The organism is Streptomyces sp. NPDC060000 (assembly GCF_042737375.1).
Classification (GTDB): Bacteria; Actinomycetota; Actinomycetes; order Streptomycetales; family Streptomycetaceae; genus Streptomyces.
In genome coordinates, this window is the sequence record NZ_JBHWUU010000016.1 from 55574 (window position 1) to 80260 (window position 24687).

Consider the following 24687-nt stretch of genomic DNA (forward strand, 5'->3'; position numbering starts at 1 on the left):
CGGTGTCGACGCCGTTCTATGTCTCACCCCAGCAGGCGATGGCCGACCGCGCCGAGTACGCCCGCAAGGGCATCGCGCGCGGGCGCAGCCTCGTTGTGATCCAGTACGCCGACGGCATCGTGTTCGTCGGTGAGAATCCGTCCCGTGCGCTGCACAAGTTCAGCGAGATCTACGACCGGATCGGTTTCGCGGCCGCCGGCAAGTACAACGAGTACGAGAACCTGCGGATCGGCGGGGTCCGGTATGCCGATCTCCGCGGCTACACCTATGACCGTGACGACGTGACGGCCCGCGGTCTGGCCAACGTGTACGCCCAGACGCTGGGCACGATCTTCTCCTCGGCGGGCGAGAAACCCTACGAGGTGGAGCTGGTGGTGGCCGAGGTCGGCGCCACGCCGGACGGGGACCAGATCTACCGCTTGCCGCACGACGGTTCGATCGTGGACGAGCACGGCTCGGTGGCGGTCGGTGGCAACGCCGAGCAGATCAACACGTACCTGGACCAGCGTCACCAGGACGGCATGAATTTGGCCGAGGCGCTGAAGCTGGCCGTCCAGGCCCTGTCGCGCGACACCAACGGCACGGAGCGGGAGATTCCCGCCGAGCGCCTGGAGGTGGCGGTGCTGGACCGTACCCGGCCGCAGTCGCGCAAGTTCAAGCGGATCGTGGGCCGTCAGCTGGGCCGGCTGCTGGAGACGGACGGGGCGACCACGGAGGCGGAGAGCTCCGACGAGGAGTAGCCCGCCGTTCACGATTCACCTCTGCTGCGCCCCGGTCGATGATTCGGCCGGGGCGCAGGGCGTCTCAGGAGGCGCCCGGTGGGGCCGTGGAGGCCCGTACGACGAGTTCGACGGGGATGTCCCCGCCGTCCGGCGTGCGGCCCTCCAGGACGGCCAGCAGGGCCCGCATGCCTCGTTCGCCGAACAGCTCGGAGTCCAGCCGTACGGTCGTCAGCTCGGGGTCGAGGGCGGTGGCCAGGGCCAGGTCGTCCAGGCCGGTGACCGACACGTCGTCGGGGACGCGCAGGCCGAGGCGTCGCAGGGCCTTGTAGACGCCGGCCGCGAGTTTGTCGTCGTCGCAGACGACGGCTGTGGGGCGCGGTCCGGGCGCGCTCAGCGCCGCCTCCGCGGCGGCCAGGGCCCCGTCGATGGAGATGGGGGCGCGGGCGGTGCGCAGCGAGGTCCCCGGTACGGCGGCGACGCGTGCGGCGAGCTCACGCGCGCGTACCTCGAAGGTCCAGGAGGGGATGTCGGCCGCCAGATGCAGGAAGCGGCGGTGGCCGAGGTCCAGCAGATGGTCGGCGACCTGACGGACGCCGTCGGCGATGTCCAGGTTGACGGTGGCGGCGCCGAGGCTCCCGGAGGGGTCGCTGTCGAGCATCACCAGGGGGAGCTGGTCGCCCCGGATGGCGGTCAGCGCGTCGGCGGCCATGGAGGAGGCGAGGACGCCGTCGAGGGCCGCCTGGGCGGAGGCGAAGGGGTCGCGGGCGGGGCCGACGCCCTCGGGGGAGGGGTAGAGGACCACGCCGAAGCCGTGCTCGGCGGCGACCCGCGCCGCTCCCGTGTAGACGCCGGCGAAGAACTCCGTCGTGAGTGCGGGGACGACGAGGAGGACGGTGCGGGTGCTGCCGAGACGCAGGTTGCGGGCGGCCAGGTTGGGCCGGTAACCGAGGTCGCGGGCCGCCTCCCGGACGCGTTCCGCGGTGGTCTCGGAGACGCGGCCGCGCCATTTGTCGCCGAGGACGAGGGAGACGGCGGCCTGGGAGACCCCGGCGGCCTGGGCGACGTCCCGGCTCGTCGGGCGCGTGCTGGCTCGTGCCACCGTGGGCCTGCTCCTTCGTCTGGACTGGCGAACAGCGCACATGGTACGTATGACAAGAGACGTTATACGTAAAACCTCGGGGTGGCTCACTGCCTCGGGCGAGCCGACGGAGGCGGGACATTGGCCGCGGGGTACCTGGAGATCCTCAGGGCGAGGCACGCCGCCCGGCTGCTCACCGGCACGCTCGTCGGACGGTTGCCCAACGCCACGGCCGCCATCGCGATCGTGCTGTTCGTCCGCGCGCAGGGCGGCACGTACAGCCTCGCGGGCGCGCTGGCCGCCGTGTACGGCGTCGCCAACGCCGTCGGACAGCCCCTGCTGGGGCGGCTGGTCGACGCGCACGGGCAGCCGCGGGTGCAGTTGCCGGCGGCGCTCGCCTCGGCGCTCGCCATGGCGGCCTTCGCCTTCGTGGGCACGGATCCGCTGCCGCTCGCGTATGTCGCCGTGTCGGCCGCCGGGCTCTTCACGCCGCCCCTGGAAGGAGGCCTGCGGGCGCTGTGGCCCGCGGTGCTGCGGCGCGAGGACCAGGTGCACACGGCGTACGCGATGGACGCGGTGGCGCAGGAGGTGATGTTCACCGTCGGGCCGCTGCTGGTGACGCTGTGCGTGTCGGTGTGGTCGGAGCAGGGGGCCCTGCTGGTGCTGAACGTGGTCGGGGTGCTGGGCGCGCTGTCGGTGGTCGTGTCGCCGCCCTCGCGCGCGTGGCGCTCGGCCCCGCGCGAGGCGCACTGGCTGGGCGCGCTGCGGTCGCCCGGCCTGCTGGCGCTCCTCGGGGCGTTCCTGTTCGTCGGTGTCGCGCTCGGTTCCATCACGGTGGCGTCCGTCCCGTATGCCGACGACCACGGCGGTGACGCGGTGTACGGCTGGCTGATGGCGGCGCTGGGGCTCGGCGCGCTGGCCGGTGGTCTGGCGTACGGGGCGCGGCGGTGGGCGGGGACGCCGGAGCGGCGACTGCGGGGCCTGGTGATGCTTCTGGCGGTGTGTTACCTGCCGCTGATGCTGATGCCGGGCGCCGTGGCCATGGTGGCGCTGACGGCGCTCGCGGGCGTGTTCCTGGCGCCCGCCCTCGCGTGCGCGTTCGTCATCGTGGACCGGCACGCGCCGCGTGGGACGGTGACGGAGGCGTTCTCCTGGCTGGTGACGACCTTCACGGTCGGGGCGTCGGTCGGAACGGGCCTGGCGGGTCCGGTCGTGGAGGCCGGCGGCGCGCTGTGGGGGTTCGCGGTGCCGGCATTCGCGGGCGCCGTGTCGGTGGTGGTTTTGCTGGCCACGGGGCGGGTAATGGCGGTTCCCGCCGGAAGCGGGGTCGTTGCGACTTCATCGGAAAATGATCCGAACCGTGCTGCCGAACCCCGTTTCAGTTCAGGTGATCGGGCGTAATGTTCACTCATGGACCGCCGCATTTTCGGGCTGGAGAACGAGTACGGCGTCACATGTACGTTCAGGGGACAGCGTCGGCTGTCTCCCGACGAGGTGGCGCGGTACCTCTTCCGCCGTGTCGTGTCATGGGGCCGAAGCAGCAATGTCTTTCTGCGAAACGGCGCCCGCCTCTATCTCGACGTGGGATCGCATCCGGAATACGCGACACCGGAATGTGACAACGTGACCGAGTTGGTCACCCACGACAAGGCCGGCGAGCGCATTCTCGAAGGACTCCTGGTGGACGCGGAACGACGCCTGCACGAGGAAGGAATCGCGGGCGACGTCTACCTCTTCAAGAACAACACGGACTCGGCGGGCAACTCCTACGGTTGCCACGAGAACTACCTGGTGGCCCGGCACGGGGAGTTCTCCCGGCTCGCGGACATCCTGATCCCGTTCCTGGTGACCCGCCAGCTGCTGTGCGGCGCGGGCAAGGTGCTGCAGACGCCCCGTGGAGCGGTCTACTGCGTCAGTCAGCGGGCCGAGCACATCTGGGAGGGCGTCTCCTCCGCGACGACCCGCTCGCGGCCCATCATCAACACGCGCGACGAGCCGCACGCGGACGCCGAGCGTTACCGCCGGCTGCATGTCATCGTCGGCGACTCGAACATGTCCGAGACGACCATGCTGCTGAAGGTCGGCGCGACCGACCTGGTGCTGCGCATGATCGAGGCGGGCACGGTGATGCGGGATCTGACGCTGGAGAACCCGATCCGGGCGATCCGCGAGGTCAGTCACGACATCACGGGCCGGCGCAAGGTGCGTCTGGCCAGCGGCCGTGAGGCCTCCGCGCTGGAGGTGCAGCGGGAGTACTACGAGAAGGCCGTGGACTTCGTCGAGCGCCGGGGTGTCCGCACCGGCAACGTCGATCAGGTCCTGGAACTGTGGGGTCGCACGCTGGACGCGATCGAGGCGGAGGACCTCGACCGGATCGGCACCGAGATCGACTGGGTGATGAAGTACAAGCTCATCGAGCGGTACCGGGCCAAGCACAACATGACCATGTCCCACCCGAGGGTCGCGCAGATAGACCTCGCATACCACGACATCCACCGTCGTCGTGGTCTGTACTACCTGCTGGAGCGCAAGGGGCAAGCGGCGCGGATCTGCAACGACTTGAAGATCTTCGAGGGCAAGTCGGTGCCGCCGCAGACCACCAGGGCGCGGTTGCGCGGCGACTTCATCCGCCGTGCGCAGGAGCAGCGCAGGGACTTCACGGTGGACTGGGTGCACCTGAAGCTCAACGACCAGGCGCAGCGCACCGTGTTGTGCAAGGACCCGTTCCGTTCGGTGGACGACCGGGTGGAGAAGCTGATCGCAGGCATGTGAGCCAGGCGTTCCGCGCGTGCCTCGCGCGCGGAACGGAACGCAACACGGGCACCGTACGTTTCCCGTACGGTGCCCGTCTCACGTCGTAGAGTTGCGCGCACGCCATCAGAAGATCGACCGATTACGAGGCTTTCATCGTGCGCCGACGCTCACTCATCCTTGCCGCCGTACCCGCGGGACTGGTCACTCTCGCCGCGTGCGGCGACGACAAGTCCGACACGAGCAAGGCGAAAGACGGCGCGTCGCCCTCCGCGGGGGCCACGTCCGCGGCTCCGCCGCCGAAGATCGTCGACGGTCCGCTGCCGGCCATCACGGCGGGGGTGAAGTTCGACGAGAAGCCGACGATCGCCAAGGGCACCGGTGAGCCCTCGGACCAGCTGGCGGTGAAGACGGTGATCGCGGGCAGCGGCCGGACCGTCGCGGAGAAGGACTACATCCAGGCCAACTGTCTCGGCCAGATCTGGGACAGCGGGAAGGTCCTCCTCAACACCTACGACACCAAGAAGCCGCTGTTCACCCAGCTCGCGCAGGGCGGCACCATCGATGGCTGGCGCTACGCGCTGACGGGCAAGAAGGTCGGCAGCCGGGTGCTGTTCTCCGTGCCCCCGACCTGGGCCTTCGGCAAGGACGGCGACGCGCAGACGGGCATCAAGGGCACCGACACGCTGGTGTTCGTGTTCGACATCCAGGACACGTTCAACGCGAAGAGTTCGGCCAAGGGCAAGGACGTGCCGCAGGACGACGCCGCGGTGCCGAAGGTCGGTACGAACACCGACGGCAAGGCACCCTCGATCGAGATCCCCAAGAGGAAGGCGCCGACCAAACTGGTCAGCAACTACGTGATCGAAGGAGACGGCGCCGCGCTCGCGGCGGACGACACGGTGCTGGTGCAGTACAAGGGCGTCATCTGGGACACGGGCAAGGAGTTCGACTCGACGTACGGCCGCGGTGCGCTGACGTCGTTCTCGCTCCAGCAGGTGGTGAAGGGCTGGGCGCAGGGTCTGACCGGCAAGAAGGTGGGCAGCCGCGTCGTCATCGTCGTTCCGCCGTCGCTGGGTTACGGCGACAACCCGCCGAGCGGCAGCGGCATCAAGAAGGACTCCACGATGGTGTTCACGGTGGACATCCTCGCAAAGGCATGAGGCCGCCCAAGGTGTAAGACTGTCCGTGTTGTTGCCTTTCCGTGAGACATGCAGGAGCCAGTGACGTGAGCATTGACAAGCCCGAGATCGACTTCCCCGAGGGCCAGCCCCCGGCAGACCTCGAGATCAAGGACATCTGGGAGGGCGACGGCGAGGTTGCGCAGGCCGGCCACACCGTCAGCGTCCACTACGTCGGTGTCGCCTTCAGCACCGGTGAGGAGTTCGACGCCAGCTGGAACCGCGGGACGCCGTTCCGCTTCCCGCTCGGCGGCGGACGGGTCATCAAGGGCTGGGACCAGGGCGTGCAGGGCATGAAGGTCGGCGGCCGTCGCCAGCTGACCATCCCGGCGCACCTCGCCTACGGCAACCAGAGCCCGACCCCGGCGATCAAGCCCGGCGAGACGCTGATCTTCGTGGTGGACCTGCTCGGGGTCTGACCGTCGTACGACCAGCGTTGATCATCTGGGGCCCATGCCTGCCCGGGCATGGGCCCTCGGCTTTTGTCCGGGGACCACGGAGCGGTACGGTCGTCGATCGTAAGCACCATAGGGGAGGCGAAGGGCGTCGATGGCCATTGCCAAGGCCGAGCGACTGATGAACCTGGCGCTGTGTCTGCTGGGGACGCGGCGGCCGCTCAGCAAGCGCGAGCTGCGCGACTCCATCGAGGCGTACGTCGAGACCTTCCGGTCCGGGAACGGGACGGCGGCGTCGGACGACTCCTTCAACCGGATGTTCGAGCGGGACAAGGACGATCTGCGCGAGCTCGGCCTGGTCATCGAGACCGTGGAGAGCCTGGACGGCGAGATCGGTTACCTCGCCCGCAGGGACAGCAACCGGCTGCCTGCCATCACCCTCGACGCCGAGGAGGCCGCGGCGCTCGGCCTGGCCGCCAAGGTGTGGCAGCAGGCCCGGCTGGCGGGGGCCGCGAGCGGCGCCCTGCAGAAGCTGCGCGCGGCGGGCCTCCCCGAGGACGTCGACCCGTACGAGGCACACGGCGCCCTGGAGCCCCGGATCCCGGTGCACGAGGCCGCGTTCGAGCCGCTGATGCTGGCCTGCCGCGACCGCCGGCCCGTCATGTTCGACTACCGCAAGGCCACCGCCGCGCACCCGGAGCCCCGCCATGTCGAGCCGTGGGCGCTGGAGTGCTGGCGCGGTCACTGGTACCTGGCGGGCTTCGACCGCGACCGGGGCGCCGAGCGCGTCTTCCGGCTGTCGCGGATCACCGGCAGGGTGCGCTCGCGCGGGACGAGTTTCACCGTACCGGTCCCCGATGTCGTCACGGTCCGTGAGACGGTCGCCAGCTGGGCGGGGGAGACCGCCGATCGCAGCGCGCTGATCCGGCTGCGGACGGGTTCCGGGTACCCCTTGCGGGCGAAGGCCACCTCGGTGCGGGAACTCGGGGACGGCTGGGACGAGTTGGAGATTCCGTACGGGCACGGGCTGGACGCCTGGCTGGTGGAGTTCGGGCCGGACGTGGTGGTCCTGGACCCCGCCGAGCTGCGTGCGGACGTCGTGGACCGGCTACGGGCCGTGGCGAAGGGCTGAGGGGGAGCGAGCAACACAGTGGCAGGCAAACCGGTCAGGCCGGCGAACGCGATCGACCAGACCCGGCGGATGCTCTCCCTGGTGACGTATCTCAGGGAGCGCCCGGGCGCACGGATCGAGGACGTGGCGCGCGCCTTCGGGATCACCGAGGACGAACTGGTCTCGGACCTCGACGTGCTGCCCATGTGCGGCACCAGCTTCCGTGGCGGGGACCTCCTCGACATCGACACCGACGGTGAGCGCATCTGGTGGCACAACCCGGCCGCCCTCGGCGCGGAGGCCGCCGAGCCGCTACGGCTGGCCGCCGACGAGGCGACCGCGCTGCTGGTGGCGGCCCGGGCGGTGTCCACGCTGCCCGGCCTGCGCGAGGGCGACCGGCAGGCGCTGCTGCGGGCGACGGCCAAGGTGGAGGCCGCGGCGGGGGAGGCGGCGGGCGCGAGCGCGCGGCTGTCGGTGACGTTCGAGTCGGAGGGCGGGGTCTTCGCCGACGTCGACCGGGCGATCTCCGAGCGGCGCCGGCTGTGGATCCGCTACTACTCGCCGGCCCGGGACGAGGTGACCGAGCGCGAGATCGACCCCATCCGTCTGGTCAGCGTCGGACACACGTACGTGGAGGCGTGGTGTCGCCGGTCGGAGGCTCGCCGTACCTTCCGGCTGGACCGGGTCGCCGAGATCAGGATCCTGGACGAGCCGTCCGCACCGCCCGAGATCGAGCTGCGGGACCTGTCGGAGGGGCTGGTGCAGCCGGCCGCCGAGGACCCGGAGGTCGTCGTCGAGGTCGGCCCGGGCGGCCGCTGGGTCGCCGAGTACTACCCGCACGACAGCGCCGATGAGCTTCCCGACGGCGGGCTGCGTATTACTCTGCGCACGCCCGAACCCGCCTCGCTCAGGCGTCTGGCGCTGAGGCTCGGCCGCGACGGCCGGATCGTCTCGCCGCCGGAGCTCGCCGACAGCGCCCGCCGGGCCGCCGGTGAGGCGCTGGCCGCGTACGACGGGATCGAGGCGCAGGGCGCGGCCGACGGGCCGCACGCGGTCGACGGCGAGCGGCCGGGGCCGCGGGACGAGGATCAGTACGACGGGCGGGAGCAGGGGCTTTGAGCGAGTCGACGGCGTCTGGTGTGCGGGCCGTCTCGGTGGCCTCCGCGTTCGCGGGCATGCGGAGCGTGGGCCCGGTGCGGTTCAGGGCCGGCTGCCCCGACTGCCGGGGCGCCTTCGAGCTGGCCGCGAGTGCCCTGCGCCTGGCGATCGGCGCGTCCAGCCGCACCACCTTCTACTCCTTCACCTGCCCCGACTGCGGTGCGGCCGTGCGCAAGCCGGCCGGTGAGCAGATCGTCGAACTCCTCACCGGCGGCGGGGTCAGGACCCTGCGGCTGCACACCCCTTAGGACGGTCTAGGCTCGCCCCATGTTCTGGCCGATGTTCGCGGTTGCCATGGGTTTTGCGGGTCTCGCCGTCCTCGCGGTGTTCGCCGTGCGGGTCTTCACGGAGGCGCGGCGTCTGGGCCGGCAGGTCACGGAGTCCGCGCGCCGTATCGACCGGGCGGCCCAGGATCTGGAGCGGGCCGCCGTGAGCGCGGCCCGCGCTGTGGACCCTCTGTGACGACTGCTGTGGTGACCCTCGCGGACCGCTGTGGCCGTCCTGTGAGTCCTGAGGGCAATGCGCTTTGGGCCACTTCGCCCTCCCGTCGCGGCGGGAGGGGCAGGTACGCTGCTGGTCGCGGCTCGGAGAACGAGGCCCGGACCGCTGACCGGGAGTACGCACAGGGATTGCCTCACGTTTACCCCTGAGCGTTACGATCGCTGTCAACACGATCGTTCGGACAGGCGTCCGACCGATCGGACGGCAACCCGCCCCCGCAGCCTCGGTGAGAAGGTAAAGACTTATGTTCGGAAGGCTCGGCGCCCCCGAGATCATTCTCATCCTCGTGGTCGTCATCCTGCTGTTCGGCGCCAAGAAGCTTCCCGACATGGCGCGCTCGCTCGGCAAGTCGGCTCGCATCCTCAAGAGCGAGGCGAAGGCGATGAAGGAAGAGGGCAGCAGCACGGCCACCCCGGCCGGTCCGCCCAACGACGGCGAGCAGCCCCCGGTTCAGCGCACCATCCAGGCCGCCCCCGGCGACGTGACCAGCTCGCGTCCGGTCAGCGAGCCGACGGACACGACCAAGCGCTGACGCGGGGCCGGTGACCTCCGGCCCGCCCGCACGAGATGGGAACGTGGGTTGCTGAAGCCTGCCCGCAAACAGGAGAAGGACCCCGAGGGGCGGATGCCCCTCGCGGATCACCTTCGCGAGCTCCGCAACCGGCTCGCCAAGGCGATGCTGGCCATCGTCCTCGTGACGGTCGTGGCCGCCTTCTTCTACAACGACATCATCAACTTCCTCACCAAGCCGATCCTCGACTCGGTCGGCTGCGGGAAGACTTTCGAGGAGATCGCGGGCCAGCTCAGGTCGGGCGACTCCACCAACAAGTGCGCGAGCATCACGATCAACGGCCTGCTCGCGCCCTTCACGCTGGCCCTCCAGGTCTCCCTGATGGCCGGAGTCGTGTTCGCCTCGCCGGTGTGGCTCTACCAGCTGTGGGCCTTCATCGCCCCCGGTCTGCACAATCACGAGCGCAAGTACGCGTACGCGTTCGTCGGCATGGGCGCCCCGCTGTTCATGGGCGGCGGCTACTTCGCCTACCGGGTGCTGCCGACCACCGCGAAGGTGCTGATCGACTTCACCCCCGGCGGCGTCAGCAACCTGCTGCCACTGGACGACCTGCTCCAGCTGGTCACGCGCATGGTCGTCGTCTTCGGCCTCTCGTTCGAGCTGCCGCTGCTGCTGATCTTCCTCAACCTCACGGGAATGGTCACCGGCAAGCGCATGCTCGGCTGGTGGCGAGGCATGATCATCGGCATCACGGTGTTCGCCGCCGTGGCCACGCCCAGCACCGACCCCATCTCGATGCTGGCGCTCGCCGGACCGATCTGGATCCTGTACTTCGGCGCGACCGCCTTCTCCCTGCTCAACGACCGACGCAGGCGCCGCCGCGACGCCCTGGGCCCGGCCGACGACGAGGCCTCCGAGCTGGACCTCAGCCCCGAGGACATCGGCGAGGTCGAGTCGGTGAGCGCGAGCCGCGCACTGCCGGAGCAGGCGAGCACGGACCGGGTCAACGGTTATGACGACGTGACCTGACGAACCTCGAAGAGCTCGAGCGGCCATCCCCCTGACCAGCGAGATCACTCTCTTCGCCAATCCCGCGGCGGGCCGCGGCCGGGGCGCTCACGCAGCGCGGCCGGCCGCCTCCGCGTTGCGGGCGGTCGGTCGAACGGCGCGCACTGTCCTCGGGTCGGACGCCGAGGACGCCTTTGCACGCGCGCGTGCCGCCGCGCCGCAGAAAGCGGCACCGGCGCCCTGACCGCCGTCGTTACCGGCAACGACTTCCCCAGAGCGCCGGGTCTTCCCGGAGGTGCGGATACGCGGACGGGGAGCGGCCCATGAAGGTGCCGCTCACCGGGCGGTGCGTACCGGGTGCGGTGCGGGTCTTCAGGCCCCTCGAGCCGCCTGCCCGTGCGCCCGTGAGCTGGGCGTACGAAGGTTTGGAGGCACCGGATCCGGATAATGATCGTCCTGTTGTCAGTGCGGCCCGGTACGCTCGAAAGCACGATGACAGAGGATCTCTCACCGGCCGAGCGGTACGCGGCAGCACGTAAGCGCGCCGTCGAGCAGGCCACCGCGCTCGCGTCCTTCCGCGAGATGTACGACTTCGGTCTCGACCCCTTCCAGATCGAGGCCTGCCAGGCGCTCGAGGCGGGCAAGGGCGTCCTGGTGGCCGCCCCGACCGGCTCGGGGAAGACGATCGTGGGTGAGTTCGCCGTCCATCTCGCCCTCCAGCAGGGCAAGAAGTGCTTCTACACGACCCCCATCAAGGCGCTGTCGAACCAGAAGTTCTCCGATCTGTGCCGGCGCTACGGCAGCGACAAGGTCGGCCTGCTCACCGGCGACAACAGCGTCAACTCCGACGCCCCGGTGGTCGTGATGACCACCGAGGTGCTGCGGAACATGCTGTACGCCGGTTCGCAGACCCTCCTCGGCCTCGGGTACGTGGTGATGGACGAGGTGCACTACCTCTCCGACCGCTTCCGGGGCGCCGTGTGGGAGGAGGTGATCATCCATCTCCCCGAGTCGGTCACCCTGGTCTCGCTGTCGGCGACCGTGTCCAACGCGGAGGAGTTCGGCGACTGGCTGGACACCGTGCGCGGGGACACCGAGGTGATCGTCTCCGAGCACCGGCCCGTGCCGCTGTTCCAGCACGTGCTCGCCGGGCGGCGGATGTACGACCTGTTCGAGGAGGGTGAGGGCCAGCGCAGGGCCGTCAACCCCGACCTCGCCCGGCTGGCCCGCATGGAGGCGACCCGGCCCTCGTACCAGGACCGCAGACGTGGCCGCAACATGCGTGAGGCCGACCGTGAGCGGGAGCGCAGGCAGCGCTCGCGGGTGTGGACTCCGGGGCGGCCCGAGGTCATCGAGCGTCTCGACGCGGCGGGGCTGCTGCCCGCCATCACGTTCATCTTCAGCCGTGCCGCCTGTGAGGCCGCCGTCCAGCAGTGCCTGTACGCCGGGCTGCGGCTGAACGACGAGGACGCACGCGCCGAGGTCCGCGCCCTGGTCGAGGAGCGCACCGCCGCCATTCCCCACGAGGACCTGCACGTCCTCGGCTACTACGAGTGGCTGGAGGGCCTGGAGCGCGGCATCGCCGCCCACCACGCGGGCATGCTGCCGACCTTCAAGGAGGTCGTCGAGGAGCTGTTCGTGCGCGGCCTGGTCAAGGCCGTCTTCGCGACCGAGACGCTCGCCCTCGGCATCAACATGCCCGCCCGCTCGGTGGTGCTGGAGAAGCTCGTCAAGTGGAACGGCGAGCAGCACGCCGACATCACACCCGGCGAGTACACACAGCTCACCGGGCGCGCGGGCCGACGGGGCATCGACGTCGAGGGGCACGCTGTCGTGCTGTGGCAGCGCGCGATGAGCCCCGAGCACCTGGCCGGGCTCGCGGGCACCCGCACCTACCCGCTGCGCTCCAGTTTCAAGCCGTCGTACAACATGGCGGTCAACCTGGTCGAGCAGTTCGGGCGGCACCGCTCGCGCGAGCTGCTGGAGACCTCGTTCGCACAGTTCCAGGCCGACCGGTCGGTGGTCGGGATCTCCCGGCAGGTGCAGCGCAACGAGGAGGGTCTCGAGGGTTACAAGACCTCCATGACCTGCCACCTCGGTGACTTCGACGAGTACGCACGGCTGCGCCGCGACCTCAAGGACCGTGAGACGGAACTGGCCAGGCAGGGGGCGAACCAGCGCCGCACCGAGGCCGCCGTGGCGCTGGAGAAGCTCAAGCCGGGGGATGTCATCCACGTGCCCACCGGCAAGTACGCCGGGCTGGCGCTGGTGCTCGATCCGGGTCTGCCCGCCGGCCGGGCCAACGGCCACCGGGGCTTCGACCACCAGGACGGGCCGCGCCCGCTGGTCCTCACCGCCGAGCGGCAGGTCAAGCGGCTGGCCTCGATGGACTTCCCGGTGCCGGTCGAGGCACTGGACCGGATGCGGATCCCGAAGTCCTTCAACCCGCGCTCGCCGCAGTCCCGCCGCGATCTCGCCTCCGCGCTGCGCACCAAGGCCGGGCACATCCCGCCGGAGCGGGCCCGCAAGCAGCGCTCCCAGGCCGCCGACGACCGTGAGATCGCCCGGCTGCGCACCGAGATCCGCGCGCACCCCTGTCACGGCTGCTCCGACCGGGAGGACCACGCCCGCTGGGCCGAGCGCTACCACCGGCTGCTGCGGGACACCTCGCAGCTGGAGCGCCGGATCGAGGGACGCACCAACACGATCGCCCGTACGTTCGACCGGATCGTGGCGCTGCTGACCGAACTCGACTATCTGCGGGGCAACGAGGTCACCGAGCACGGCAAGCGGCTCGCCCGGCTCTACGGCGAGCTCGACCTGCTCGCCAGCGAATGCCTGCGCGCCGGTGTGTGGGAGGGGCTGGCCCCCGCCGAACTGGCCGCCTGTGTGTCGGCGTTGGTCTACGAGTCGCGGGCCGGGGACGACGCCATGGCGCCGAAGCTGCCCTCGGGGAAGGCGAAGGCCGCGCTCAGTGAGATGGTCCGTATCTGGGGCCGGCTGGACGCCCTGGAAGAGGACTTCCGGATCAGTCAGACCGAGGGCGTGGGGCAGCGCGAGCCCGATCTCGGCTTCGCCTGGTCGGCCTATATGTGGGCCTCGGGCAAGGGCCTCGACGAGGTGCTGCGCGAGGCGGAGATGCCCGCCGGTGACTTCGTGCGCTGGTGCAAGCAGGTCATCGACGTGCTGGGGCAGATCTCCGCGGCGGCTCCCGGCTCCGCCGGGGGTTCGACGGTGGCGAAGAACGCCCGCAAGGCGGTCGACGAGCTGCTGCGGGGGGTTGTCGCCTATTCGTCGGTGGGGTGACGCCGTCCGCCGGGGCGCGGATCGTGCGTGGCTGGTCGCGCCACGGGGCGGGGCCGCACATCGGTGCGGCCCGCGTCTTCCAGCAGCTCGACTCAGCGCTTGTCGAGATACGCCCGCCAGCCTCCGTACGCGGTGATGTCCTCCGCGTCGGTGAGGGCGGACGGCTCGCAGAGGAAGCCGGGGACCTGGCTGCCGTCGGCGAGTTCCACACTGCCGAGGGCCATCGGGCGGGGGAGCGCGGCGAGCAGGCGGCCCGCGCCCTCCGCCGGGAGGCGCCAGATCTCCACCTCGATCGCGGCGCCCCCCTCGCCCACATGCTCCAGACCCGGCTTGGGCGGGGCGGTGCGAAGGGCGTGCAGGCGGTAGACCGGGGCGGTCGTGGTCGTACGGTCCAGCACCGCGCCCAGCGACAGCAGTTGGGGGTTCAGGGGCTGGCCGGTCAGATGGGCGCCCACCACGGCGACGTATGCCCGGGGTCGCAGCAGGCTCGCGATCCGCGCCAGCCGCTCGTCCGTGAAGGGCGGGCCGGCCAGCATCACGCCGAAGGGGAGGCCGTTCACCTCGCCGGCCGGGACGGCCGCCGCCGCCAGGTCGAAGAGGTTCGTCGAGTTGGTGAAGCGGCCCAGGCGGGCGTTGGCGCCCAGCGGGTCCGCGGCGACCTCGGCGAGGGTGGGGTGACCGGGTGTGGTGGGCAGCAACAGGGCGTCCGAGTCGGCCAGTTCCGCGAGGGCGCGGGTGCGCAGGACCGCCAGGCGTTCGGCGTCCGAGTAGAGCCGGTGGGCCGGGATGTCCCGGGCCCGGGTGATGATGCCCGCCACCGTCGGGTCCAGGCCCTCGCCGCCCTCCGCGATCAACTTGTCGACAAAGGTGCCCACGGCGGTGTAGCGCTCGGCGACGAACGCGCCCTCGTAGAGCATCGCGGCGGCCTCGGTGAACGGCGTGAGGTCGATGCCGTGGATCTCGGCGCCGGCCGCCTCCAGCTGCCGCACCGCCGCCTCGTACGCCTCCGCCCAGCCCCGGTCCAGCTCGCCCAGCTGGTCGAGGGGCGGGACCGCGACGCGCCAGGGGCCGGGTTTCCGGGCCGGGATCGCGGGAAGATCGCGGCCGGCCGGTGACGCCATGTGGGCCAGGGCCTGTTCGGCCTCGGGAAGCGTGCGGGCGAACACCGTCACGCAGTCGATCGAGGCGCAGGCCGGGACGACGCCCTCCGTGGGGACCAGCCCCCGGGTGGGCTTCAGACCGACGATGCCGTTGAAGGCGGCCGGGACCCGCCCCGAACCGGCCGTGTCCGTGCCCAGGGCGAGGTCGGCGATGCCGAGGGCCACCGCGACGGCCGAACCGGAGCTCGAGCCGCCGCTCACCCGCGCGGGGTCCACGGCGCTCCGGACCGCACCGTGCGGGGAGCGGGTGCCCACCAGGCCGGTCGCGAACTGGTCCAGGTTCGTGGTGCCGAGCACCAGCGCGCCGGCCGCGCGGAGGCGGGCGACGGCCGGGGAGTCGGCGGCGGGCTCGTAGGCGTACGCCGGGCAGCCCGCGGTGGTGGGCAGTCCGGCCACGTCGATGTTTCCCTTGACGGCGAGCAGCCGGCCGGCGAGCGGGAGGCGTTCGCCCCGCGCCAGCCGCTCGTCGAGCGTGCGGGCCTCCGCCTCGACGTCCGCGCGCGGCCGCAGGTCGATCCAGATCTCCGGGCGGTCCGCGGCCTCGATACGGGCGTAGGCGGCACGGACGCGGGACACGGTCGTGGACATGGGTGCTCCTGGCATGGGGTCGGCTCGGTGTATGAGGTTGGCTCGGTGCATGGGGTCAGCTCGCGGCCGGGGCGAGGACGAGCAGTGCCGTGCCCGCCTCGACCTGGTCGCCGGGTCGGGCCAGGACCCGTGAAACCACGCCGTCGACCGGCGCGTGCACCCTGGACTCCATCTTCATCGCCTCCAGGGCGAGCAGTGGCTGCCCCGCCGTCACCTCGTCCCCGGGCGACACGTTCAACTGCCACACGGAGGCCGCGAACTCGGCCTCGACCAGCCGGCCGCCGGGCGGCACCGCCACCTCGGCCGGCGGCGCGGCCGGCGCGGTGGCGGCCGCCGCCCGGGTGAACTCGCCCGCCGCCTCCCAGGCGTCCCGCTCCGCCGCGAACGCGGTCTGCTGACGGGACCTGAACTCCGCTATGGGTTGGGCGTGTTCGGCGAGGAAGGCCTGGTGACCGGCGAGCGAGAAGGTGCCCTCCTCGATGCGCGGCACGAAACGGCCCGAGGCGATGTCCGCCCGCAGCTCCAGGAGTTCGTCCGCGTCGACCGGATACCAGCGGATCCGGTCGAAGAACCGCAGCAGCCAGGGCGAGCCGGGTTCGAACGCGCCGCGCTGCTGCCAGGGCGACCACACCTGGGTCGTCCGGCCCACGAACTGGTACCCGCCGGGTCCCTCCATGCCGTAGACGCAGAGGTACGCCCCGCCGATGCCCACCGAGTTCTCGGCCGTCCAGGTGCGCGCGGGGTTGTACTTCGTCGTCACCAGACGGTGGCGCGGGTCCAGGGGGGTGGCGACCGGGGCGCCGAGGTAGACGTCTCCCAGGCCCAGGACCAGGTACTCCGCGGCGAACACCGTGTCGTAGACGTCGGCCACGGTGTCCAGGCCGTTGATCCGGCGGATGAACTCGATGTTCCAGGGGCACCAGGGGGCGTCGTCGCGGACGCCCGCCATGTAGCGGGCGATGGCCTCGCGGGTCGCCGGGTCGTCCCAGGACAGCGGTAGATGCACGGTGCGGGAGGGCACGACCAGTTCGTCCGTGGGCGGCAGAGCCGCGGTCATCTCCCGCACGAGCGCGAGGAGTTCGTGCTGCGGGAGACGGTTGGGGTCCGTCTGGATCTGGAGCGAGCGGATGCCCGGGGTGAGGTCGGTGACGCCCGCCAGGTCCGCCGCGGCCACCGCCTCCATCAGCGCGTGGACCCGCATGCGCAGCGCCAGGTCCAGCTGGAGCGGACCGAACTCGACCAGCAGGTTGTCGTCGCCGCTGCGCCGGTAGGTCACGTCGGCGTCGCGGGCCAGCACGCCCCCGTCGACGATCCCGGGGCGCGGCGCGCCGTCCACGCCCACCGGCGCGAAGCGGACCGTGTCGCCCGGGCGCAGCTGGCCCAGCTTCCAGCGCTCGGAGCTGAGGACCGTCGCCGGGCACACGAACCCGCCGAGCGAGGGGCCGTCGGGGCCGAGCAGCACCGGCATGTCGCCCGTGTAGTCGACGGCGCCGACGGAGTAGGGCGTGTCGTGGATGTTGGACGGGTGCAGCCCCGCCTCGCCGCCGTCGGTGCGTGCCCAGCGCGGCTTGGGACCGACCAGACGCACACCGGTGCGGGCCGAGTTGAAGTGGACCTTCCAGTCGGCGGCGTAGAAGCCGTGGATGTCGTCCTCGGTGAAGAACTCCGGTGCCGCGTGCGGGCCTTCGGCCGCGCCGATGTGCCAGACCGGGGCGAACTCCGGGCGGTCGAACTCCGGACGGTCCGGGACGGGCGCGGCGGCGCCCTCCGCGATCGTCCCGCCGTGCAGGACGTCCCCCGGCCGCAGCGCCCGTCCGCCGTGGCCGCCGAACCGGCCCAGCGTGAACGTGCTCGCGCTGCCGAGGAACGCGGGGACGTCCAGGCCGCCCGCGAACAGGACGTACGTGCGCAGACCGTGCTCGCCGGGCGCGCCGATCTCCAGCAGCGCTCCGGCCGGCACGGTCACCGGCTCCCACTGCGGCACCGCCGTACCGTCGACGGTGACCGGCGCGGGCGCGCCTGTCACACACACCGTCGTGGCGTGGGTGAAGCGCAGGGCAGGGCCCTGGAGGGTGCACTCCAGCCCCGCGGTGCCCTCGGGGTTGCCGAGCGCCCGGTTGCCGAGGCGGAACGAGCGGTCGTCCATCGGCCCGGAAGGCGGCACGCCGACCTGCCAGTGGCCGGTGCGGCCGGGCCAGTCCTGCACGGTGGTGAGCGTGCCGCCGGAGACGACCTCGACGCGGGGGGTCGGGTCGGTGACGCCGGCGAGGGTCGCCGTCGAATGGGTCGCCGTCACGAAGCGGGAGTCCGCCAGCGCGGCCCGGACCAGCCCGAGGTTCGTCTCGATGCCGTCGACGCGGGTGCGGGCCAGTGCCTCGTCGAGGCGGCGCAGCGCGTGCTCCCGGTCCGGGCCGTACGCGATCACCTTCGCGAGCATCGGGTCGTACGACGTCGTGACCTCGGTGCCGGTCTCCACCCAGCCGTCGACCCGCACCCCGTCCGGGAACTCCACCCGCGTCAACAGGCCCGCGCTGGGGCGGTGTTCGCGGCTCGGGTCCTCCGCGTAGAGACGGGCCTCCACGGCGTGGCCGCGCGGCCGCCCCGGGTCGCGTACGACGTCCCGCTCGCCGCGTGCCAGGCGCAGCATCCAGGCGACGAGATCGACGCCGTAGATCTCCTCGGTGACCGGATGCTCCACCTGGAGGCGGGTGTTGACCTCCAGGAAGCAGGCCTCCTCGCGGGCGGCGTCGTAGACGAACTCGACGGTCCCGGCGGAGCGGTAGCCGACGGAGGCGCACAAGTCATGTGCGCTGAGCGCGAGTTGCTTGCGAATGTGCGCGGGCAGGCCGGGGGCCGGGGCCTCCTCCACGACCTTCTGGTTGCGGCGCTGGAGAGAGCAGTCGCGGTCGCCGAAGGTGACGACCCGGCCCGCGCCGTCGCCGAAGACCTGCACCTCGACATGGCGGGCGTGCTCCACGAGCCGTTCCAGGAAGACGCCTGCGGAGGAGAAGGAGGCGGCGGCGACGCGCTGGACTCGCTCCCAGGAGTCGGTCAGTTCGGCGGCCGAACGGCAGGCCGACATGCCGATCCCGCCGCCACCGCCGGTGGCCTTGAGCATGACCGGGTAACCGATACGCCGGGCCTCCTCCAGCGCCTCGGGCAGATCCGCCAGGAGTCCCGAGCCGGGGGCCAGTGGCACCCCCGCCGCCTCCGCCGCCGCCCGGGCCGTGTGCTTGGCGCCGAACAGCTCGAGCTGCTCCGGGGTCGGACCGACGAAGACGATCCCCGCGTCGGCGCAGCGGCGCGCGAAGGCCGCGTCCTCGGAGAGGAAGCCGTAACCCGGGTGGATCGCGCCGGCGCCGGTGTCCTTGGCCGCCTTCAGCACCAGGTCGGCGTCGAGGTACGACTCCTTCGCCGGGGCCGGGCCGAGCCGTACGGCTTCGTCGGCGAGCCGGACGTGGGGCGCCGAGCGGTCGGGGTCGGAGTGGACCGCGACCGTGCGCAGGCCCATGGCGCGCGCCGTGCGGATGACCCGGACGGCTATCTCGCCCCGGTTGGCGATCAGCAGCTTGTCGAAGGTCATACCGCGTCCCCGTCCCGTGCCTCGGCCGTGTCGTCCGTGTCGTTCATGTCGTCCGTGGCGGATCCGGTGATCGTCATCTCCACCGCCGTCGGCTCGAAGCCGTTGCAGGGGTTGTTGATCTGGGGGCAGTTGGAGACCAGGACGAGGACGTCGCGTTCCGCGCGCAGGGTGAGCGAGAGGCCCGGCGCGGAGAGGCCGTCGACGATGCCGAGGGTGCCGTCCTTCTCGACCGGCACGTTCATGTACCAGTTGATGTTGGAGACCAGGTCCCGCTTGCCGAGGCCGTGCCGGGCGCCCTCGGCGAGGAAGTTGTCCACACACGCGTGCTGCGCGAAGGTGTGGTGGCCGTATCGCAGGGTGTTGGACTCCTTGGAGCAGGCGCCGCCGACGGTGTCGTGGCGGCCCACGGCGTCAGCGGTCACCGTCATCAGCGGAGTGTGCTCGTTGGACATCAGCACACTGCCCGTGGTGAGGAAGATGCCGCCCTGGGCGTGGATGGTGTCGGGCGCGCTGTAGCGCACGGACGTGTCGTGGGCGTCGTACACGAGGAAGTCGACGGCCTGGTTCCCGTGCAGGTCGGTGATGGTCAGCGTCTCGCCCTCGCGGACGACCGAGGACCAGGCGGCGCGCGCCGCGACCACTGAACTGGTGCTCATGCGAGCCCCCTCGCGGTGAGGAATTCGACGGTGTTGAGGAAGGCGCGGCGGCCCTCGGGGGTGGCGTCCCACAGCGGGTCGCCCGGCCGGGTGGGCGCCGCCCGCCAGGCGAGGACCTCCAGCGGGGTACTGACGTACCGCGGCCGGTCGTCGGCCGGGTGCGGCACGTTGGCGATCAGCACGGTCACGTCCTGTTCGGCGCGCAGGGTGACGCTGCCGCCCGGGCCCGCCGATCCGGTGAAGTCCAGGATGCCGTCGTCCCGCACCTCCACCCCCTGGAAGAAGGAGAGCGAGGGCGGCAGGTCGCGGGGCTCCAGGCCGTTCTTGGCGGCGGCCAGCTTGAACAGCTCCCGGCCGGCCGGGGAGGCGGACTGCGGGCTGCCCGCGCCGTAGCGCTCGGTGTTGCGTACGAGGGTGGAGGTGCCGCACAGGGCGTCGTGCCGGCCGGAGGTGTCGGCGACGACCGAGGCCAGCACGCGGCCCTGGTCGGACAGGAGCAGCACCCCCTCGCCCAGGTAGGCGTTCCACTGGACCTTGACCGTGTCGGCGACGTTCAGCCGCTCCCAGGGCCGGCCGTCCACGTGGAGGAGCAGATGGGCGCAGGCGTCACCGTGCGGGTCGGTCAGGCGCAGCTCGGTGCCGCGCGCGAGGACCCGGTGGGTGTAGTTGCCGCCCGCGACCGTCTCGGCCCACACCAGATGGCCCGCCTCGCAGGGCGGGTTCGGCCAGTCCCGGGCCGGGACGACCGGCATGGCCTCGGCCCGGGCGCCCTCCTGCGCCCGGGCATGGGCGCGTGCTCCGTACGTGGTCGCTGTCGCCGCCATTGCGGACCTCCGCAGCTCGGTACCGCCCCTGTCGCGGTATTTCTGTCGCCCGACAGAAATTAGGTCCGGGCCGGGTCGCCGCCGTTGCCCCCGGGTTGCGGACCGGTTACCGACACCTCACCGGACCGCCGCAAGATCGCCGGCGGGGGCCGTGTGCGAGGATCGAACGCATGGGGACGAGCAGCGGACGCCGAGTGGGCCGCCCACGGGCCGCGCAGCGCCCGGACAGCGGACTCACGCCGCGCGCCGAACTTCTCGTGGCCGCTGCGGAGTTGTTCACCGCGCGGGGCTATGCCGCCACCACGACCCGGGCCGTCGCCGAACGCGCGGGGATGCGCCAGGCCTCCATGTACCACTACGTCTCCGGCAAGGAGGAGCTGCTCGCCGCGCTGCTGGAGTCGACGGTCACGCCCTCGCTGACCTGCGCCCGTGAGCTGCTCGCGGACGACTCACGGACGGCCGAGGACCGGCTCCGGGAGCTGTGCCGCACGGACGTCGAGCTGCTGTGCGGCGGTTCGCACAACCTCGGCGGCCTCTACCTGCTGCCCGAGGTGCGCACCGAGCGGTTCGCCGGCTTCCATGCCGTGCGCGCCGAACTCAAGGACGCCTACCGCCAGTTGATCGCCGCCACGGCGGCGGGCGGCGCGCTCACGAAGAGCGGGCTGGATCTGCGCACCGACCTCGTCTTCGGCCTCATCGAGGGCGTCATCCTCGTTCACCGCTCGGATCCCGACCGCTCCGTCTCGGAGTTCGCCCGCGCCACCGCCGACGCGGCGCTGCGTATCGCGGGGAACTGAGCGCCGCCTCACGCCACTTGCGGGTGCTCGTCGGCGCGTGCGGCTGCTCGTCTCATCCGTCCCGGTGAAGTGTTTCGCACACCCGTCCACCGTTACGCACAGTGTTCGAGCGAATGCCCAGCGTGCAAATGCCCTGAGGTTACTCCACGTACGGAAGTGGTTTCAGGCGGTCGCCGAATATGACACGGCGATGATCCGGTCGGACTAAGCTCGCCCGCGGCGCACCGAGTTGAGGCGTATTCGTGCGCTTGTTCCCCAAAATTCCCGAAGATGCCGACAGATCCCCTACAGAGGGTGCCCACATGGTGAGTGTTCAGTCCCCACCCGGTCGCCGAGAACTTCCCTACGCGCGCGTGCTGTTGCTGCCGGCGATACTGATGGCCGCGGCGACCGGAGCCGCCGTCGCCCTGGTGGCGACGCAGGCCCGGCTCGCCGTCGGCGTCTGCGGAGCCGTCGCCACCCTTCTGGTGATCGCGGCGGGAGCCGAATCGGTGCGCCGTGGGCGGCGCCTGCGGGAGCTGCGCGCGGAGCGGGACCAGCGCGTCGCGTACCTGGAACGGCGCGTGGCCGGCCACGCGGAGGAGAACCGCCGCCTCGCCGAGGAGTTCGTGCCCGACGCGGTGGCGTGGCTGCGCGCCGGAAATTCCCCCAGGGAGGTGATGCGCGACCTCAGCGAGGGTGATCCCGACTTCCGCGAACTCGACGACGCACAGCGCGCCGTGATCAGGAAGATCCTCGACATCGTCGACCACGAGGAATCCCTGCGCGACTCCGCCCAGCGCTCCTTCGTCAGCATCGCCCGCCGGGTCCAGGCAATCGTCCACCAACAGGCCGCCGAACTGCGGGAGATGGAGGAGGACCACGGCCGCAACCCCGAGGTCTTCGACGACCTGCTGCGCATCGACCACGGCACCGCGCTGATCGGCCGCCTCGCCGACTCCATCGGCGTGCTCGGCGGCGGCCGGCCCAGCCGCAACTGGCCCCAGCCGGTCCCGTTGTACAGCGTGCTGCGCGGCGCGATGTCCCGGATCCTGGAGTACCGCCGGATCCAGCTGGACTCCATCGCCAAGGTGAACATCCGCGGCCTCTCCGTCGAGCCGCTCATCCACGCGCTCGCGGAACTCCTCGACAACGCCACCCGCTACTCGCCCCCGCAGAGCAAGGTGCACGTCAACGCCGTCGAGGTGCAGACCGGGATCGCCATCGAGATCGAGGACGCCGGGGTCAGCCTCAGCGAAGAGGCCCGTGCCAAGGCCGAACGCATGCTGGAACTGGCCATGGCGGGCGTCGACATCCAGGACGTCGGCGGCACCCCGCGCCTGGGCCTCGCGGTCGTCGGCCGGTTGTGCACGTCGTTCAACCTCCAGGTCTCGCTGCGCACCTCGGCCTACGGCGGCGTCCGGGCCGTCCTCATCGTGCCGAGCGAGATGCAGACCTCCGATCCGGCCCCCGGCTTCGCGCACGGCATCGGCGCCACCGCCGTACCGCAGATCGACCTGAGCACGATCGGCGAGGGGCCCAAGCGCCCGCCCAAGAAGCGCCGCCCCACCAACGCGCGCATCCCGGCCGGGATCTCCCTGACCGACGACGAGGTGCCCGAGGTCACCGAGTGGACCGATCAGGGCCTGCCGCAGCGCCGCAGCAAGACCACCATCCCGATCACCCAGCGCTACGCCGAGGCGTACGCCGCCCAGGAGGCCGAGCGCCTGGGCAAGCCCGACCCGTTCGCGCAGCGCCGGCCGGAGCCCGAGCCCGAGCCCCAGAAGAAGCGGGAGCCCGGCCTGGCGTTCGAGGCCTTCTGGGAGGGCCTGGTCAAAGCGGCCCCGCCCGGCGTGCACCCCACCGACTTCACCCGCAATCCCACCGCATACCTGCACCTGCTCGAAGACAAGGCCAAGACCGAGGCCGACGATGAAGGGGACCTCACGTGATCCAGCAGCGCCAAAACTTCGACTGGCTGCTCAAGGAGCTCTACGACGGGGTTCCGGGCATCGAGATGATCGTGGTCCTCTCGGCCGACGGACTGCGCATCGCCCGCTACGCAGGAGACCCCGACGCGGCCGACCGGGTCGCCGCCGCCTGCGCGGGCCTCCAGAGCCTGGCCGCCGCTGTCGGCCAGGAGATCCACTCCAGCACCGGTGAGATGGACATGGTCGTCATCGACCTGAGCGGCGGCTACTTCTACATGATGTCGGCCGGCGCCAACGCCTACCTCGCCGTCCTCGCCGACGTGCGCTGCGAGGCCAGTCGGATGAGCGGCATGATGCGTGACCTCGTGGTCCGCATCGGCGCCCATCTCACCAGTCCGCCCCGGCGCAACGGGCACAGCGTATGACGCCTCCGCAACGCCGTCGGCGACAACCCCTGCCGCAGCCGCCCCCACCGCCCCCGAAGGAGGACCAGGAGGGGAAGGAGGGGAAGGAGGGGGAGGGCAAGAACCCGGAGCGGCTGTACATCATCACCGGCGCGGACGGTGAACGCGCGCCCGTCGACCTCGTCACGTTGGTCGTGGCGCGTGCCGAACCGCCCTCGTCGGCCACCCCGGAACAGACGGCGGTGCTGCGGATGTGCGCCGCCCCGCTGTCGGTGGCCGAGATCTCGGCCTATCTGGGCCTGCCGTTCAGCGTGGTGACGGTCCTGCTCACCGAGATGCTGGCGGCCGAGCTCGTCCAGGCGCGCGCCCCCATCGTCCGGCAGCAGCTCCCCGACCGTTCCCTTCTCGAAGCGGTGATGCATGGACTTCAACGGCTCTGACACGGTCCCCGGCCCACGGGCCGAGGACCGTCTGCCGCACACCACCACGGCCGCGGCGAAGATCGTCATCGTGGGCGGCTTCGGCGTCGGCAAGACCACCATGGTCGGCTCCGTCAGCGAGATCAGGCCGCTGACCACCGAGGAGACCATGACCCAGGCGGGCATCGGAGTCGACGACAACTACGGCTCCGAGACCAAGACCGCCACCACCGTGGCCATGGACTTCGGCCGGATCCGCATCACCGAGCAGGTCGTGCTCTACCTCTTCGGCACGCCCGGCCAGGAACGCTTCTGGTTCCTGTGGAACGGCCTGTTCGAGGGCGCGCTCGGCGCGGTCGTCCTGGTCGACACCCGCCGCCTCGAGGTCAGCTTCGAGGTCATGGGCCGGCTCGAGGAGGGCGGCGTGCCCTTCGTCGTCGCCGTCAACACCTTCCCGGACGGGCCCCGTTACCCCATGGACGACCTGCGGGCCGCCCTCGACCTGCCGCCCGAGATCCCGATCGTGGAGTGCGACGTCCGCCGCCGCGCCTCCAGCCGCGACGTCCTGATGACCCTGATGCGCTTCCTGCACACCCTGGCCCTCACCCGCAGCCTCACCTGACC

At 71.4% G+C, this 24687-nt stretch carries 22 protein-coding genes and 1 pseudogene; 18 read left to right on the top strand and 5 right to left on the bottom strand.

The features are described from left to right. Nucleotides 1-2 precede the first annotated feature (2 nt). Complete coding sequence (gene prcA, locus ACFWBB_RS11400; RefSeq protein WP_385269556.1) at nt 3-740, top strand: proteasome subunit alpha; 738 nt, start codon at nt 3-5, stop codon at nt 738-740. Nucleotides 741-804: 64 nt separating this feature from the next. On the opposite strand, the gene ACFWBB_RS11405 is transcribed toward prcA, so the two are convergent. Further along, nucleotides 805-1821: a LacI family DNA-binding transcriptional regulator gene (locus tag ACFWBB_RS11405; protein ID WP_385269558.1), complete on the bottom strand. Its 1017-nt coding sequence runs from the start codon at nt 1819-1821 to the stop codon at nt 805-807. Nucleotides 1822-1941: 120 nt separating this feature from the next. On the opposite strand from ACFWBB_RS11405, the gene ACFWBB_RS11410 reads away from it, so the two are divergent. The 12 genes and pseudogenes from ACFWBB_RS11410 (at nt 1942) to ACFWBB_RS11465 (ending at nt 13722) form a co-directional block, all read left to right on the top strand. Further along, nucleotides 1942-3201: an MFS transporter gene (locus ACFWBB_RS11410; RefSeq protein WP_385269560.1), complete on the top strand. Its 1260-nt coding sequence runs from the start codon at nt 1942-1944 to the stop codon at nt 3199-3201. A 9-nt stretch (nt 3202-3210) separates the two neighbouring features. Further along, the gene (gene pafA / locus ACFWBB_RS11415; RefSeq protein ID WP_385269562.1) at nt 3211-4572 is read left to right on the top strand and encodes a Pup--protein ligase; all 1362 of its coding nucleotides are present in this window, start codon (nt 3211-3213) and stop codon (nt 4570-4572) included. Nucleotides 4573-4709: 137 nt separating this feature from the next. Then, nucleotides 4710-5714, top strand: a complete 1005-nt coding sequence (locus ACFWBB_RS11420; RefSeq protein WP_385269564.1) for an FKBP-type peptidyl-prolyl cis-trans isomerase — start codon at nt 4710-4712, stop codon at nt 5712-5714. A gap of 65 nt (nt 5715-5779) precedes the next feature. Continuing rightward, nucleotides 5780-6151, top strand: coding sequence for an FKBP-type peptidyl-prolyl cis-trans isomerase (locus ACFWBB_RS11425; protein ID WP_385269566.1), 372 nt, complete (start codon nt 5780-5782; stop codon nt 6149-6151). A gap of 130 nt (nt 6152-6281) precedes the next feature. Further along, nucleotides 6282-7259 carry a helix-turn-helix transcriptional regulator gene (locus tag ACFWBB_RS11430; RefSeq protein ID WP_385269568.1) on the top strand — a complete coding sequence of 326 codons (978 nt, stop codon included), beginning with the start codon at nt 6282-6284 and terminating at the stop codon, nt 7257-7259. A gap of 18 nt (nt 7260-7277) precedes the next feature. Next, on the top strand, nt 7278-8357 hold the full coding sequence (locus ACFWBB_RS11435) for a helix-turn-helix transcriptional regulator (protein WP_385269570.1): 1080 nt from the start codon (nt 7278-7280) through the stop codon (nt 8355-8357). After that, on the top strand, nt 8354-8644 hold the full coding sequence (locus ACFWBB_RS11440) for a hypothetical protein (protein ID WP_385269572.1): 291 nt from the start codon (nt 8354-8356) through the stop codon (nt 8642-8644). Before ACFWBB_RS11435 ends, ACFWBB_RS11440 begins: the two co-directional genes overlap by 4 nt. A gap of 19 nt (nt 8645-8663) precedes the next feature. Then, on the top strand, nt 8664-8858 hold the full coding sequence (locus ACFWBB_RS11445) for a hypothetical protein (protein WP_385269574.1): 195 nt from the start codon (nt 8664-8666) through the stop codon (nt 8856-8858). A 283-nt stretch (nt 8859-9141) separates the two neighbouring features. Further along, entirely contained in the window at nt 9142-9429 is a 288-nt protein-coding gene (gene tatA, locus ACFWBB_RS11450) for a Sec-independent protein translocase subunit TatA (protein WP_385269576.1), read from the top strand. Nucleotides 9430-9477: 48 nt separating this feature from the next. After that, a complete protein-coding gene (tatC, locus tag ACFWBB_RS11455; RefSeq protein WP_385269578.1) occupies nt 9478-10437 on the top strand; it encodes a twin-arginine translocase subunit TatC in 960 nt (319 codons plus the stop codon). Between the two features lie 31 nt (nt 10438-10468). Continuing rightward, nucleotides 10469-10707, top strand: a pseudogene (locus ACFWBB_RS11460) (sphingosine kinase); the annotation flags it as partial. 156 nt (nt 10708-10863) lie between these two features. Beyond that, entirely contained in the window at nt 10864-13722 is a 2859-nt protein-coding gene (locus tag ACFWBB_RS11465) for a DEAD/DEAH box helicase (RefSeq protein WP_385269580.1), read from the top strand. A gap of 92 nt (nt 13723-13814) precedes the next feature. On the opposite strand, the gene atzF is transcribed toward ACFWBB_RS11465, so the two are convergent. The 4 genes from atzF to ACFWBB_RS11485 are packed head-to-tail and all read right to left on the bottom strand — an operon-like array spanning nt 13815 to nt 20533. Beyond that, the gene (gene atzF, locus ACFWBB_RS11470) at nt 13815-15470 is read right to left on the bottom strand and encodes an allophanate hydrolase (RefSeq protein ID WP_385269582.1); all 1656 of its coding nucleotides are present in this window, start codon (nt 15468-15470) and stop codon (nt 13815-13817) included. A 55-nt stretch (nt 15471-15525) separates the two neighbouring features. Next, nucleotides 15526-19053 carry a 5-oxoprolinase/urea amidolyase family protein gene (locus ACFWBB_RS11475; RefSeq protein WP_385269584.1) on the bottom strand — a complete coding sequence of 1176 codons (3528 nt, stop codon included), beginning with the start codon at nt 19051-19053 and terminating at the stop codon, nt 15526-15528. Further along, entirely contained in the window at nt 19050-19709 is a 660-nt protein-coding gene (locus ACFWBB_RS11480) for an urea amidolyase associated protein UAAP2 (RefSeq protein WP_385269586.1), read from the bottom strand. The genes ACFWBB_RS11475 and ACFWBB_RS11480 overlap by 4 nt, the downstream gene beginning before the upstream one ends. Beyond that, nucleotides 19706-20533, bottom strand: coding sequence for an urea amidolyase associated protein UAAP1 (locus ACFWBB_RS11485; protein WP_385269588.1), 828 nt, complete (start codon nt 20531-20533; stop codon nt 19706-19708). Before ACFWBB_RS11485 ends, ACFWBB_RS11480 begins: the two co-directional genes overlap by 4 nt. A 170-nt stretch (nt 20534-20703) precedes the next feature. On the opposite strand from ACFWBB_RS11485, the gene ACFWBB_RS11490 reads away from it, so the two are divergent. The 5 genes from ACFWBB_RS11490 to ACFWBB_RS11510 all read left to right on the top strand — a co-directional run bounded on the left by ACFWBB_RS11490 (nt 20704) and on the right by ACFWBB_RS11510 (nt 24685). Then, a complete protein-coding gene (locus ACFWBB_RS11490) occupies nt 20704-21330 on the top strand; it encodes a TetR/AcrR family transcriptional regulator (protein ID WP_385269590.1) in 627 nt (208 codons plus the stop codon). Nucleotides 21331-21632: 302 nt separating this feature from the next. After that, a complete protein-coding gene (locus ACFWBB_RS11495; RefSeq protein WP_385269592.1) occupies nt 21633-23261 on the top strand; it encodes a sensor histidine kinase in 1629 nt (542 codons plus the stop codon). Then, nucleotides 23258-23665, top strand: a complete 408-nt coding sequence (locus tag ACFWBB_RS11500) for a roadblock/LC7 domain-containing protein (protein WP_020128346.1) — start codon at nt 23258-23260, stop codon at nt 23663-23665. The genes ACFWBB_RS11495 and ACFWBB_RS11500 overlap by 4 nt, the downstream gene beginning before the upstream one ends. Further along, nucleotides 23662-24084, top strand: a complete 423-nt coding sequence (locus ACFWBB_RS11505) for a DUF742 domain-containing protein (protein ID WP_385269594.1) — start codon at nt 23662-23664, stop codon at nt 24082-24084. Before ACFWBB_RS11500 ends, ACFWBB_RS11505 begins: the two co-directional genes overlap by 4 nt. Continuing rightward, nucleotides 24065-24685: an ATP/GTP-binding protein gene (locus ACFWBB_RS11510; protein WP_385269596.1), complete on the top strand. Its 621-nt coding sequence runs from the start codon at nt 24065-24067 to the stop codon at nt 24683-24685. The genes ACFWBB_RS11505 and ACFWBB_RS11510 overlap by 20 nt, the downstream gene beginning before the upstream one ends. The last annotated feature ends 2 nt before the right edge of the window (nt 24686-24687 follow it).